At 64.1% G+C, this 12,820-nt stretch carries 12 protein-coding genes and 1 tRNA gene; 7 read left to right on the top strand and 6 right to left on the bottom strand.

Translation table 11 applies throughout. The features are described from left to right. Positions 1-26 precede the first annotated feature (26 nt). The gene (locus C2R25_RS02330; protein WP_103727696.1) at positions 27-335 is read left to right on the top strand and encodes a hypothetical protein; all 309 of its coding nucleotides are present in this window, start codon (positions 27-29) and stop codon (positions 333-335) included. A gap of 93 nt (positions 336-428) precedes the next feature. Here C2R25_RS02330 and C2R25_RS02325 read toward each other — a convergent pair whose 3' ends face one another. Continuing rightward, complete coding sequence (locus C2R25_RS02325; protein ID WP_103727695.1) at positions 429-977, bottom strand: lipocalin family protein; 549 nt, start codon at positions 975-977, stop codon at positions 429-431. Positions 978-1,104: 127 nt separating this feature from the next. Between C2R25_RS02325 and C2R25_RS02320 the strand changes: the two genes are divergently transcribed. Both C2R25_RS02320 and nadB read left to right on the top strand, forming a co-directional pair. Continuing rightward, on the top strand, positions 1,105-2,055 hold the full coding sequence (locus tag C2R25_RS02320; RefSeq protein WP_103727694.1) for an ABC transporter ATP-binding protein: 951 nt from the start codon (positions 1,105-1,107) through the stop codon (positions 2,053-2,055). Positions 2,056-2,160: 105 nt separating this feature from the next. Further along, positions 2,161-3,762: an L-aspartate oxidase gene (gene nadB, locus C2R25_RS02315; RefSeq protein WP_103727693.1), complete on the top strand. Its 1,602-nt coding sequence runs from the start codon at positions 2,161-2,163 to the stop codon at positions 3,760-3,762. 51 nt (positions 3,763-3,813) lie between these two features. Here the strand turns inward: nadB and C2R25_RS02310 are convergent, their stop codons facing one another. Further along, positions 3,814-4,056 (bottom strand): GlsB/YeaQ/YmgE family stress response membrane protein, encoded by a 243-nt coding sequence (locus C2R25_RS02310; protein ID WP_103727692.1) that lies wholly within the window; start codon positions 4,054-4,056, stop codon positions 3,814-3,816. A 796-nt stretch (positions 4,057-4,852) separates the two neighbouring features. Between C2R25_RS02310 and C2R25_RS02305 the strand changes: the two genes are divergently transcribed. After that, on the top strand, positions 4,853-6,727 hold the full coding sequence (locus tag C2R25_RS02305) for a ribonucleoside-diphosphate reductase subunit alpha (RefSeq protein ID WP_233203726.1): 1,875 nt from the start codon (positions 4,853-4,855) through the stop codon (positions 6,725-6,727). 84 nt (positions 6,728-6,811) lie between these two features. On the opposite strand, the gene C2R25_RS02300 is transcribed toward C2R25_RS02305, so the two are convergent. The 3 genes from C2R25_RS02300 to C2R25_RS02290 form a co-directional block, all read right to left on the bottom strand. Next, the gene (locus C2R25_RS02300) at positions 6,812-9,232 is read right to left on the bottom strand and encodes a PQQ-dependent dehydrogenase, methanol/ethanol family (RefSeq protein WP_103727690.1); all 2,421 of its coding nucleotides are present in this window, start codon (positions 9,230-9,232) and stop codon (positions 6,812-6,814) included. Between the two features lie 228 nt (positions 9,233-9,460). After that, positions 9,461-9,688 carry a DUF2171 domain-containing protein gene (locus C2R25_RS02295; protein ID WP_103727689.1) on the bottom strand — a complete coding sequence of 76 codons (228 nt, stop codon included), beginning with the start codon at positions 9,686-9,688 and terminating at the stop codon, positions 9,461-9,463. 100 nt (positions 9,689-9,788) lie between these two features. After that, a complete protein-coding gene (locus C2R25_RS02290) occupies positions 9,789-10,049 on the bottom strand; it encodes a DUF2171 domain-containing protein (RefSeq protein WP_233203721.1) in 261 nt (86 codons plus the stop codon). Positions 10,050-10,147: 98 nt separating this feature from the next. On the opposite strand from C2R25_RS02290, the gene C2R25_RS02285 reads away from it, so the two are divergent. Then, positions 10,148-10,627, top strand: a complete 480-nt coding sequence (locus C2R25_RS02285) for a cupin domain-containing protein (RefSeq protein ID WP_103727688.1) — start codon at positions 10,148-10,150, stop codon at positions 10,625-10,627. 3 nt (positions 10,628-10,630) lie between these two features. On the opposite strand, the gene C2R25_RS02280 is transcribed toward C2R25_RS02285, so the two are convergent. After that, positions 10,631-11,587, bottom strand: coding sequence for a complex I NDUFA9 subunit family protein (locus C2R25_RS02280; RefSeq protein WP_103727741.1), 957 nt, complete (start codon positions 11,585-11,587; stop codon positions 10,631-10,633). A 245-nt stretch (positions 11,588-11,832) separates the two neighbouring features. On the opposite strand from C2R25_RS02280, the gene C2R25_RS02275 reads away from it, so the two are divergent. Further along, a tRNA-Leu gene (locus tag C2R25_RS02275) sits at positions 11,833-11,919 on the top strand. Between the two features lie 11 nt (positions 11,920-11,930). Next, positions 11,931-12,716 carry a DUF6538 domain-containing protein gene (locus C2R25_RS21250; protein ID WP_146049602.1) on the top strand — a complete coding sequence of 262 codons (786 nt, stop codon included), beginning with the start codon at positions 11,931-11,933 and terminating at the stop codon, positions 12,714-12,716. The last annotated feature ends 104 nt before the right edge of the window (positions 12,717-12,820 follow it).

Here is a 12,820-nt window from a genome sequence, read left to right as displayed (position 1 = left end):
GCGCGCGCTGTCCAGTGTCCATCAGGATGGCAGCAACCAAAGTGGTCCGCGTGAGCCGCTACTCCGCTTGGCGAGCCCACGACACCCATTGTTCCCGACGCATCACGCTCCTGCAGAAGTTGCAGAAAACGCAAGCAATATTGTTGCTTGAGCATTTGCAACAATTCGCACGCATCCTATTTCGCACCTGCAGCATGAACGCGTTCAACAGTGCTCTGTTTGCGACAAAACAAGAAGAAATGCAGGAGTTTTATATGACCCTCGTCCACCGGACGGTCGGGATCGCAGCCGCGCTGAGCACCAGCGCGCTGGTCTTCGCGCTCACCCTCGCCTGATTCGAGGCTGGGAGACGATACCCGAGTTACCCAAATTACCCACGAAAAGGGCGGTCTCACGACCGCCCTTTTTCGTTTGCGAGGCGATCGTCATTATTGACGGGTTCGGCGGATCAGCGACCAGCGATATCCAAGCTGTTTCACCCGCGCCTCAAGGCTGGCGAGCATCACCGCATCCGGGCGCTGTTCACGCGTGAGGACCCACAGGTAGCGTCCCGAAGGTTCGCCAACGATCGACCACTCGTAGTCGTCGCCGTGATCGAGCACCCAATAGTCACCATAGAACGGACCGAAGAACGAAACCTTGAGCTTGGCTCCAGTGTCTGGATCGACGATCCTGGCCTTGCCCCTGGAAACCTTCAGCGTCCCGCCGGGCCCGCCCTCGCGGCCGCTGTTCACCACTTTTACCGAACCGTCCGGGTTCAGGCTGTAGTCGGCGAAGACGCCATCCATCCCTTTTTGGAACGAGGCTTCGTATCGGAACTGCTCGTACCAGCGGCCCATGTAGCGGTCTGCGGAGACCGGCTTCGCGGGCTCCGGAACCGCCCGGTTGCCGACCGGGCCCGGGCGCGGGATCTTTGCGCAGGCTGCAAGGATGGCAGATGCGCCCAGCGCAACGGCAACCATGCCGAGTTTTCCCATCGATCGTCCTTTTCGTGACACAGGCTAGTTACGTTCGGAAGCCGCACATGTTTCGATCCCACGTTCCGGGCAGGGGCCGATCCGCAGGGCTTTACGCGCGGACGATCATGGCCCACATGCTGCCCTCATGAGCACATCCTCGCCTGCCATCGCCATCCGTGATCTTGTGAAGCGCTACGCCCCGGCGGGCGGCGGCGAAGGAAAGCTGGCGCTCAAGGGCGTCTCGTTCGATGTGCCCGAAGGGGGCATCTTCGGGCTGCTTGGTCCCAACGGAGCCGGCAAGTCGACGCTCATCAACATCCTGGCGGGGATGGTCATGAAAACGTCCGGCTCCGTCGACATCTGGGGCTTCGACATCGATCGCGACCAGCGCAACGCGAAGCGCGCGATCGGCATCGTGCCGCAGGAAATCGTCTTCGACCCGTTCTTCACGCCGTTCGAGGTGCTGGAGATCCAGGCCGGCCTCTACGGCATCACCAAGGCGCTGCGTCGCTCGGAGGATCTGCTGCGCGCCGTCCACCTTGCGGACAAGCGCAATGCTTATGCCCGCACGCTCTCGGGCGGCATGAAACGCCGCCTGCTGATCGCGAAGGCGCTGGTGCATCGGCCGCCCGTGCTCGTCCTTGACGAACCCACGGCAGGCGTCGACGTCGAACTGCGGCGACAGCTGTGGGAGCTGGTGACGGAGCTCAACCGCGAGGGCGCGACGATCGTGCTCACGACGCACTACCTCGAAGAAGCCGAGGAGTTGTGCGACCGGATCGCGATCATCAACCACGGTGAACTGATCGCCAACAAGCCGACACGCGAATTGGTCGGCATGGCGCGGGAGAAGATCATCGTGCTCACGCTTGACCGTGACCTCACCGAATTGCCCGCGCACCCCGGCTTCGTGAAATGCGTACAGGCGAGCGAGCGGGTGCTGGAGATCACCTACGATCAGGATCGCGCCAACGCCGGCGAGATCATGTCCGCCTTGCAGGCGCAGGGCTTTGCCATCGTCGATGTAAGCACGCGCGAAGCCGACCTTGAGGACGTGTTCGTCACGCTCACCAGCCAGGCGCGCGCTGCGGCCTGAGCCAGCTGCCTCGTCGCCGGGCTGCTGCTGCCCTTGGACGGTACCTGGCGACGCGGCCGCGCAAACAGTTGCGGTGAGGCGGGCACGGCGGCTAGGAGGCGGGTCATGGAAACGCCATCCAGCGCCGGCGGCGCATTCGATGTCCTGGTGATCGGTTCCGGTGCGGCCGGACTTACGGCGGCGCTCGCGCTGGCGGAGAAGGTCAAGGTCGCGGTCCTTGCGAAGGGCACGCTCACCGGAGGCTCCACCGCTTGGGCGCAGGGCGGTATCGCCGCCGTGCTGGACGCCGGCGACACGTTCGACGAGCACATACGCGACACGATGGTGGCCGGCGCCGGTCTCAACCGCCGCGAGACGGTGGAATTCGTGATCGAGCGTGCGCCGCACGCGATCCAGCGGCTGGTCGAACTCGGCGTACCCTTCAACATGGAAGGGGAGGCGCTTCACCTCACGCGGGAAGGCGGGCATTCCCATCGGCGCATCGTCCACGTGGCCGACGCCACCGGATGGGCGGTGCAGCAGGCCCTTCTCCAGGCAGCTGAGGCGCACCCCAATATCACCCTGCTCGCGGGCCGCTCCTGCATCGATCTCATCACCGGGCGGCATGAGCAGCGCTATTCCGGTTCGGGCCGCGTCTGGGGCGTCTACGCTCTCAACGAGGAAACGGGTCGGGTGGAGTCCTTCACGGCCCGCGCCACGGTAATGGCAACCGGTGGTGCCGGGCGCGTCTACCAGTTCAGCACGGCCCCGCGCGGTGCGACGGGGGACGGCATCGCCATGGCCTGGCGGGCGGGCGCGCGGGTCTCAAACATGGAGATGATGCAGTTCCACCCGACCTGCCTGTACAATCTTCAGGTCAAGAACTTCCTTATCACCGAGGCCGTCCGCGGGGAGGGTGGACACCTCATCAACCCGCGCACCGGCAAGCGGTTCATGGCCTTCTACGACCCGGAGCGGCTGGAGCTTGCCCCGCGCGACGTCGTGGCCCGCGCGATCGATTCCGAGATCAAGCGCTTCGGCCTCGATTGCGTCCACCTCGACATCAGCCACCAGCCTCCCGAATTCGTGAAGTCCCATTTCCCGAACATCTACGAGAAGCTGATCGGGCTCGGCATCGACATGACGCGCGAGCCGATCCCGGTCGTACCGGCGCAGCACTATACCTGCGGCGGCATTTTGGTCGACCTTGACGGGCGGACGGACCTGCCGGGTCTCTATGCGGCCGGGGAGTGCACGGAAAGCGGTCTCCACGGCGCCAACCGTCTGGCCTCCAATTCGCTACTGGAGTGCCTGGTATTCGGCGAGGCGGCCGCAGCGGACATCATGGCGCGCTGGGAAACCTTCGAAGCGCCTCCGCCCGTGCGGGTGTGGGACGAGAGCCGCGTGACGGACTCGGACGAGGAAGTCGTCATCAAGCAGAACTGGACGGAGATCCGGCGTTTCATGTGGAACTATGTCGGCATCGTGCGCACGACCAAGCGGCTGGAGCGCGCCATGCACCGCATCCAGATGCTGAACGGCGAGATCGAGGAGTACTACCGGCATTTCCGGGTTTCGACCGATCTGATCGAGCTTCGCAACCTGCTTCAGAGCGCGGAGCTGATCGTGGAGTCCGCGCTCAAGCGTCATGAAAGCCGGGGGCTGCACTACACGCTGGATTACCCGGCGGCCGATGCGGAGCCCATGGACACGGTTCTGGTGCCCTGACGACAGTTCCGGCGCGGCGGCCTCTCAAAGGCAACCGCGCCGTGAAGCGCCTCAGCCGATGTGGAGCAGGCGACCCAGGAATATCAGCACGATGGCACCGATGACCGAGGCCAGGCAGCCTGCGCGGCTGAAATCGCGGCTGCCGCGGCTCGTCACCAGACCGGCCAGCAGTGAGCCGCCGATGCCCAGCAGGATCGTCGTGAGCCAATTCATCGGAACGGTTCCGGGATAGAACCAGCGCGCCAGAGCGCCGATGACGAGGCCGCTGATGATGGCACCGATGATGTTGAGCATGACCTTGAGAAACCCCCTTCGCGGTGTCTGATCGCTTGTACCCTGGCAGGGTAGCACAGCTATAAACATTGGCCCCCCTGAGGGTTGCCGTCCCTGCGTGCGAAAGGCTTTTCCGCCGCTTCGGTGGCTGCACGCGGGGATAGCTGCTTTACGAGGCTTGACGGTGCTCCATTCACCGCAAGCGCGATTCCGCTCGTCGGCAAATTGATGTGGAAAAATAAGCGGGACGCGAGGCGATTCATCCTCTTGCGCATCTCGAAGGTGGCAGAAACCTTGCGCGTCGCGAGGCGGGTTCGGCGTCTGCAGACGGCAGGGGAGGGTGAAGGTTCGTGACGCCTCCCTCTTGAACCTTCCGGCGGAAAGGGCACTATAGGTTGTGTCGCGCCGATCGAGGGGCCTCAACACCTAGGGACGTCGCGCTGGAGCCGAAAGGCCGGCTTTGGCGCGCCTCAGGTCTGCAGGAGTGTCTTTCTCAGGTGCGCGTCGGCGGTCCGGCAGGGAGATTAGGCCTCCCTCTTCGTACCGGCCCTGCGGCGTGGATATCCGAAAGGTCTATTCGCGCAGTCGGGTTCGGTCGGCTGGCTCGTCCGGAATAGCAGCTTGGGCCGCATGGCGCGGTTCGACATCAATTTGAATGCACATTGGGGGCGCACCAGTGGATTTCAGGAACGGAAGCGACGGACACGTGTCTGATTCGGATGTGAACTATGCGGAGACCGGACAGGTCGACATGGAGGCGCTTCTCGCCTCCCATGACCCTGCCCCTCGCGCAAAGAAGGAGGCTCGGGCCGTCACCATGGAAAAGACTGCGGCAGCAGCTGCGCCGGCTCCCTCCGCACCCCGGAAGCCCGTTGATTCCAAGACGATCAATGCGCGGCGCTTTTCCATCGTCACCGACCCGTCGCGCGATGCGCTGCTGACGGATTTTGGCAAGGAAACGCTGGACGACCGCTACTTGCTGCCCGGCGAAAAGTACCAGGATCTCTTCGCCCGCGTCGCCGACGCCTACGCCGACGACGAGGCGCACGCCCAGCGGCTGTACGATTACATTTCGCGCCTGTGGTTCATGCCGGCCACTCCCGTTCTCTCGAACGGCGGAACTGGTCGCGGCCTGCCGATCTCGTGCTACCTCAACTCCGTCGATGACAGCCTCGAAGGCATCGTCGCAACCTGGAACGAAAACGTGTGGCTGGCGTCACGCGGCGGCGGCATCGGCACCTACTGGGGCGCGGTGCGCGGCATCGGCGAACCCGTGGGCCTCAACGGCAAGACCAGCGGCATCATCCCTTTCGTGCGCGTGATGGATTCGCTGACCCTGGCGATTTCGCAAGGGTCGCTCCGCCGTGGCTCGGCAGCCTGCTACCTCGACGTGTCTCATCCCGAGATCGAGGAGTTCCTCGAGATCCGCAAGCCGTCGGGTGACTTCAACCGCAAGGCGCTCAATCTGCACCATGGCGTGCTGCTGACGGACGAGTTCATGGAAGCGGTCCGTGACGGTGCGGAATTCGCGCTGCGCAGCCCGCGTGACGGTTCCGTGCGCGGCAAGGTTGATGCACGCTCGCTGTTCCAGAAGCTGGTGGAAGTGCGCCTTGCGACGGGCGAGCCCTACATCGTCTTCTCCGATACCGTGAACCGCACGATGCCCAAGCATCACCGCGATCTTGGCCTCAAGGTCTCGACGTCGAACCTGTGCTCGGAAATCACGCTGCCCACTGGCCGGGACCATCTGGGCAACGACCGCACGGCCGTGTGCTGCCTGTCCTCGCTCAACCTGGAGACCTGGGAAGAGTGGAAGGGCGACAAGCGCTTCGTGGAAGACGTGCTGCGCTTCCTCGACAACGTCCTTCAGGACTATATCGACCGGGCCCCGGACGAGATGGCGCGCGCCAAGTACTCCGCCGCCCGCGAGCGTTCGGTGGGCATGGGCGTCATGGGCTTCCATTCGTACCTGCAGAAGCGCGGGATCGCCTTTGAAAGCGCGATGGCCAAGGCGCTCAACCTGCAGATGTTCCAGTACATCAATCAAAAGGCCAACGAGGCCTCGATGCTGCTGGCGAACGAGCGCGGGCCTTGCCCCGACGCGGCCGATACCGGCGTGATGGAGCGTTTCAGCTGCAAGATGGCGATCGCGCCCACGGCGTCGATCTCGATCATCTGCGGCGGCACCTCCGCTTGCATCGAGCCTATCCCGGCGAACATCTACACGCACAAGACGCTCTCGGGCTCCTTCGTGGTGAAGAATCCGTATCTCCAGAAGCTGCTGGCGTCGAAGTCGAAGGATTCCACCAACGTGTGGAACTCCATCCTCGAGCATAACGGCTCGGTCCAGCACCTCGACTTCCTCACGTCCGAGGAGAAGGCCGTGTACAAGACCAGCTTCGAGATCGACCAGCGCTGGCTGCTCGAATTCGCGGCGGATCGTACCCCCTACATCGATCAGGCCCAGTCGCTGAACCTGTTCATCCCTGCGGACGTGGACAAGTGGGACCTGATGATGCTGCACTTCCAGGCCTGGGAAAGGGGTATCAAGTCGCTCTACTATCTCCGCTCCAAGTCGGTTCAGCGCGCCGGGTTTGCAGGTGGCGTGGAAGCGGACAATACCAGTGAGCTTCCCAAGTTCGAACTGGCGGCCTCGACCACCGATTACGACGAGTGCCTGGCCTGCCAGTAAGGCGGTAAAGTTCCACCGAGAACGGCCTTCCGGTTCGCCGGGAGGCCGTTTTCGGTTCTGGCGCGCGCCGTCACCGAACGCCTGTCACCGAACGCCTGTCACCGGGAATGTTCCGAACGGGCCGTTCGAATTGTCGCCGGTCAGTTCTCCATCGCGGACCGTCACGTCGTAGGTGATGGTGATCGGCATCGGCATGGACGCCTTGCCCTCAAGCTTCGCGCGGCCATTCTTGAACCCGCCGGCAAGGTCTACTGAACCCTGTTCGGCGACGACCTTGCCGGTGATGACGTTGCCGCTGACATTCAGGTCCATGATCGCCTTCTGCGGCCCCACGGGTGACTGGATCGTGATGTTCCACTTGCCCGCGAAGTCCTGCGGCTTGGCGTTGCTCCGGCGCGCGGCCTTTGCCTTTTCCAGCAGTGCCTTCTGTTCCGCAGGCGCAGACTGGGCGCGGGAGCGCAGGTAGAAACGCAGAGTCTCCAGTTCGGGATCGGTGATCTGCGGGAAGGGGGGCATGCCGTTCATCTTGAGGCCGCCGTCCTTCACGATCGTGCGGAAGGTCGCGGCGTCCGTGATCGCCGGCGAGTACCGCAGGTCCGGTGCGGCGCCTCCGGCGACGGCGTTCCAACCGTGGCAGACGATGCAGGCGCGGGTGCCGAACAGCATGGCACCGGCCTGCGCGCGGGCAAGGTCGGGCTTGAAGTCAGGATCGGACACGGGAACCAGTGGCGGCATCTCGAAAGGCGGAATGCTGTCCCGACCATCGAGCGCAAACGTCAGGACGCGGCGGGGGAGGCGATAGTCGGTGCGGTACATCGCGTTGCCCAGGGTCTGCATCCCCGCGCCCTGACCGCCCGCTCCGGTAAGAACCGTGACGTATTGCCGGCCGTTCACGCGGTAAGTGATGGGAGCGCCCACGATGGGGCTTTCGGTCTTGAAGGACCAGAGTTCCTTGCCCGTTTTCGCGTCGCGGGCCACGAACTTGCCGTCCATCTGGCCCTGCCAGACCAGGCCACCGGCCGAGGCCATGACGCCGCCCGGCCAGGTGCCCGGCAGGTCCACGCGCCAGGCTTCCGCCTGAGTGGCCGGATTCCAGGCCTTGAGGTAGCTCTTGTGGCCGCCGGGCAGTTCCACTTCGGGGATGAGCGTCACGCCCATGCCCGCCGAAACTTCGCCGCCGCCCTCCTGTCCTTCGCCGATGAGGGCAGGCAGTTCCATGATCGGAACATAGACGAGCCCCGTCTGCGGGCTGTAGGCCTGCGGCTGCCACGAATGGGCGCCGGTCGGCCCGGGCCACATCTCGAACATGCCGGGCTTGCCGTTGTAGCGAATTCCGGGGTTCTCGATCGGACGGCCCGTCTTTGCGTCGATCCGCTCGGCCCAGGTCACCTTGGCGATCTTCTCGGCGGACAGGAATTCACCCGTTGCGCGGTCCAGCACGTAGAAGAAGCCGTTCTTCGGCGCCTGCATCAGGACCTTGCGCGCCTTGCCCTCGAGTTCGACCGTGGCGAGGGTCATGTCGGCGGTCGCGGTGCAGTCCCACTGTTCGGCAGGGCAGATCTGGTAGTGCCACCGGTATTCGCCGGTATCGACGTCGACGGCCACTACAGAGGCCAGGAACAGGTTGTCTCCCCCTTCCGGACTGCGCAGCTTCTGGTTGTAGGGAAAGCCGTTGCCAACGCCCAAATAGACCAGTCGCAGATCCGCATCGTAGGCGAAGGCGTTCCACGCGGTTCCGCCACCGCCCCGCCGGGTGCCGTCGGGATTTTTCCATCCGCCGGGCCACGTCCTGCGCATGAGGTCTTCGGCCTTGCGGTTCGTGGGCGTCACCTCATCCCCCGGCGTGGTGTAGAACCGCCAGGCCAGCTTGCCGGTCGCCGCATCGTACGCGCTGACAAAGCCGCGCGCCGGACTGATGTCGCCGCCCCCGAAGCCGGTGATGACCTTCCCGCCAAATACGCGCGGCGCCCCGTTTGCGTTACGCGGCGCAGTGTCAGGGAAGTCCATCGTCTTCCAGACTTCCTTGCCCGTCTTCGCGTCCAGGGAGATGACGAAGCCATCCGTGGTCACCAAAAAGACATGCCCGGTATCGTAAGCGATGCCCTTGTTGCCCCATGTCAGTTGGAGAGAGGATGTGGCACGATCCCGCGTGCCGCCATCGTACTCCCACAGCGGCTTGCCGGTCACGGCGTCGAGAGCCCGGATATGCGAATGCCCGATGGTGATGAACACCTTGCCTTCTGCCATGAGAGGGGTCGATGGGGTGTAGCCCGGCTCCAGATCGAAATGCCATGCGAGCTTGAGCTTGCCCACGTTGCCGGTGTCGATCTCGTCCAGCGGGGAATAGTGTGTCTCACTTCCCGTGCGGCCCCAGCTCGGCCACTCGTCCGGGTTGACGACCGTTTGCTCCTCCACCGGGTGAGCGTGACGATTGCAGGATGAGAGGGAAAGAGGAACCAGCAGACACGCAAGCCCGATCGCCACTCTACCGATACCAGAGATCACGCGCTCTTCCCTCGCCCCGTTGTGCTGAACGCGCAGGCCTATCAAGGCCGTATATCTTTGGGAAGAGATGCTACCCACACTGTATCACATCGCAGCAGGCATCGCCGGGGGGATGCGCGCTTGTCGATACAAAAGACCCCAGCCCTCATGAAGAGGGCCGGGGTCTTCGAGACGCCGCGCGAAGGGGATTTACGCGGCGCTCGCTCGGCGGCTGATTGTCGGATTCCGTCAGTTCGCGCCCGCGCCCATAGGAACCGGGGTCCCCTCTTTCAGGCACACGCGGTTCTCGGCGATATGATCCACGTTCTCGAAGGCAATATAATGATGGGCGCCGTCCGAACTGTCGGAGCGCGTGAGCTTGATCTGGTCGTTCTTCACTTCGTCTACAGTGCCGACATGTTGGCCGGTGCTGGTGACGACTTCCATGTGTTCACGAATCCGCAGTTTCTCGAACATGGCGCTTCCTTCAATCCGGAATCTCACTGAGGGAACGAGGTGGAAGCGGCCTCGTTCCGGCATTCGTCCCGGAGCCAAAACGCCTCGTCAGGTACGCCTGTTACGGCTCTGCACCCAGACCGAATGTCGCGTCGCCGCGGTTTTCCAGAAGGACCGAGTCCGCGCTGACGCCATCAATCTGCGTCAAGGCGACGAAGCTGCCGGAGCCCTCCTCCAGCATGAGTTCGTCCCCCTCCAGCCTCGCCACCGTGCCGATGCATGTGCCATCGGCCGCGATGACCTTCATGCCGCGCCGGATCGTGCCCTGAGGAGTCGTCCAGGCTTCCTGCGAAAAGGGCGGTTGCGTTGCTGGGGTGTTCACGGGATTACTCCTCTGGCTATGGGGCGCGTGTCGCCCAGGGGCCCACACGACAATGCCCCGCCGCTGCAAGCGGTTCCGGGAAGAGCAGGGAGAGGTCGATGGAGATAACGCGACACCGGTGCGTGGTGGCCGGGTTGGGGGAAGACGGACGCAGCCGGGTGGTGAGCGACGGGTCCGTTGAGGCACAGGCCCAGGGGCCCATCTCCATAGCTCAGCCGTGGGTCGGATCGATCGCATGCCGCACCGACAATGCCTCAGCCGAGGGCAGGTCGGGCGTTCCCTTCCGCTTCGAGCAGCTGTCGGAGCCGGTCTACGGCTTCATGATCGCGGAATATGCACCGGGGCTGGGACGGGACGATCCTGGCATGCACTTCACCGACACGGCCGATCACTTCTACGTGCTCGAAGGTGAGGTCGTGCTGGTGCTGGAGCAGGAGGAGGTGGTCCTGCGGGCGGGCGATTGCGGGATCTGCCGTGGCGTCACTCATGGGTGGCGCAATCTTTCGGACACCCCCGCGCGGCTGATCACTTTCGTGCTACCGGCGACGAGGGCGGCCCGGGAAGAACCTTCGTCCTGAAGGTCAGGCGTTGGCCACTTTGGTGCCGAAGCGGCCGTGCTTGCGGAAACGCACCATCCAGCGGTCGAGGAAGAGACCCAGCGGGCGCGGCGTGACGCCGAGTTCCTCGATCCCGGCCGCGGAGCCGCTGGCGACGCTGCCGGCGCGCAGCAGCTTGAACTGATCGCCGGTGATGGGAGCGCCCGGCAACCAGCCGGTCGCGCTGACGAATGCGCCGGCCATGCCGTCCGACAAATCGATGAACTTGCGTGATCGGCCCTGTGCCCGCGCGATGCGCTGGTTGAGCTCCAGCATGGTGATGACTTCGGGCCCGGCCAACTCGAAGGTCCTGCCACGGGCGGCGGGCTCACACAGGGCATTGGCAATGGCGTGGGCCACGTCATCGACAAACACCGGCTGGATCCTGGCCCCGGCTGCGAGAACGGGCAGCGCGGGCAGGCGCGAGATCAGTTCCGCGAAGGTGTTGAGGAAGCGATCGTCCGGGCCGAACATCAGCGAGGGACGCATGATCGTGGCCTCGGGGAACCCCGCGCGAACAGCCGCTTCACCTTCAGCCTTCGTGCGGGAATAAGCGACGTCCGAACCGGCGTCCGCGCCAAGTGCGGAGACATGGACGAAGGCGGCGACACCTGCTGCCTTGGCGGCGGCTGCCACCTCGTTCAGACCTTTTCCCTGCACGGCATCCAGGTTGCCGGAGAAAGCGCCGACCAGGTTCACCACAACGTCCGACCCCGCGAACACTGCGGCAAGGGACTGAGGCTTCGTGATGTCCACGGAAACGAACTGGGCATAGCCCAGATTGCCGAGGGTGCGGATCGAGAAGGCCCTGCGCGGATGGCGCGCGGCAATCCGCAGCCGGGCGCCCCGGGCGAACAGCTCCTGCGCCAGGTGGCGGCCCACGAAGCCGCTGCCACCCAGAATGGTGACGATCTTGCCGGAGAGGGTATCTAGGGTGCTCATGGTCGAAATCGGTCCTCGGGTCGCTGCGGGCGCCGTGTCCCGCGCAGCAGCACATGCAGTCTGCCCCTGCCACAAGGCCTCGAAGCGGGCAACCGGGCAGTTCGTCTCAGCGGCACCGGCAGGATCTGCACGGGTCAAACGCACGAAATGAAAAATGTTGCCTGCCTGTGTTGACAAGCCGCTGACCTACCCTTAGAGGCGCCCTCCTACCCAGCGAGGACGGCACTTCGGCGCCTCGCATGTGTGCCCAGATGGCGGAATTGGTAGACGCACCGTCTTCAGGTGGCGGCGCTCGCAAGGGCGTGGAGGTTCGAGTCCTCTTCTGGGCACCAGCACTTCTCAAGTGCTTGAAATCTCTCGGGGATCGTCCAAAAAACGGTCCCCAGAGAGCATCTGCTACCCCAAACTGCTACGGGAAAATGGCCCATCATCGGGCCGAAAATCCCGCAAAAGCGTGCCTGTTGAGGGACGTGTTTGCTACGGTAAGCTGCTACGGGATTTGCCCCGTGGCGTGCTTCGACGGGGGCAAAAACTCTACTATCGGCACACTGTCCCGGTGGACGCTCAGCGGCTACTGAATCGGCTCGAAATCTGGCGCTCGCTGAGGACTGACAGCCTTTCCGTTGCCGTGCGTCGATTACCGGGAGTTGTCGCTCGGATCGAAATGGAGATCGAACACGCCCGCGCGATGGCGGGCATGCCGGTCGATGCGATGCTCATTGAACCGTTGAAAGACGATCCTGTCGAGCGCCCGATCCCGATCGCGCTTTCGACCGTAGCCAGCATCAAGCCTGATAGCCCGCTCACGCTCGCCGAGGCATACCGCAGTTACATCGACGATCCGACGCGCGGTTGGACCGCCAACACGCGGGAGGCGTATGAGACGAGCCGGAAGCTCGCCATCGCGGTGATCGGCGGAGCCGTTCCTGTCGCGTCGATCTCGCGCGCGCACTGCCGCGATATGCTGGATGTGCTGCGCTTCCTCCCCGCAAACGCAGGGAAACTGTTCCCCAAGCTCTCGCCGCGCGAGGCGGCAGATCGCGCCCGCCTGCGCGGCGACATCAAGGTCATCAGCGCGGCAAACGCCAACTCGCTGATGTCCAACATGTCAACCGGCGCGCAAAACTGACCCCCTATCGGCGTCCAATATTGACCCCACCTTTCGGTAGTCTGGCGGTTATCCCGGTAGTCGATAGGAGGGGCCCACGGACGACGACGCGCACCGTCAGGTGT

This window comes from Novosphingobium sp. HII-3, assembly GCF_002916655.1.
Taxonomy (GTDB): Bacteria; Pseudomonadota; Alphaproteobacteria; order Sphingomonadales; family Sphingomonadaceae; genus Novosphingobium; species Novosphingobium panipatense.
Note: the sequence above shows the minus strand (reverse complement) of the source record. Positions and strands in the feature narration are given on the sequence as shown.

What these genes read in the sequence shown, in the direction of transcription:
- C2R25_RS02330 (WP_103727696.1), top strand. Translation starts at nt 27, where the DNA reads ATGGCAGCAACCAAAGTGGTCCGCGTGAGCCGCTACTCCGCTTGGCGA.
- C2R25_RS02325 (WP_103727695.1), bottom strand. Translation starts at nt 977, where the DNA reads ATGGGAAAACTCGGCATGGTTGCCGTTGCGCTGGGCGCATCTGCCATC.
- C2R25_RS02320 (WP_103727694.1), top strand. Translation starts at nt 1,105, where the DNA reads ATGAGCACATCCTCGCCTGCCATCGCCATCCGTGATCTTGTGAAGCGC.
- nadB (WP_103727693.1), top strand. Translation starts at nt 2,161, where the DNA reads ATGGAAACGCCATCCAGCGCCGGCGGCGCATTCGATGTCCTGGTGATC.
- C2R25_RS02310 (WP_103727692.1), bottom strand. Translation starts at nt 4,056, where the DNA reads ATGCTCAACATCATCGGTGCCATCATCAGCGGCCTCGTCATCGGCGCT.
- C2R25_RS02305 (WP_233203726.1), top strand. Translation starts at nt 4,853, where the DNA reads ATGGAAAAGACTGCGGCAGCAGCTGCGCCGGCTCCCTCCGCACCCCGG.
- C2R25_RS02295 (WP_103727689.1), bottom strand. Translation starts at nt 9,688, where the DNA reads ATGTTCGAGAAACTGCGGATTCGTGAACACATGGAAGTCGTCACCAGC.
- C2R25_RS02285 (WP_103727688.1), top strand. Translation starts at nt 10,148, where the DNA reads ATGGAGATAACGCGACACCGGTGCGTGGTGGCCGGGTTGGGGGAAGAC.
- C2R25_RS02280 (WP_103727741.1), bottom strand. Translation starts at nt 11,587, where the DNA reads ATGAGCACCCTAGATACCCTCTCCGGCAAGATCGTCACCATTCTGGGT.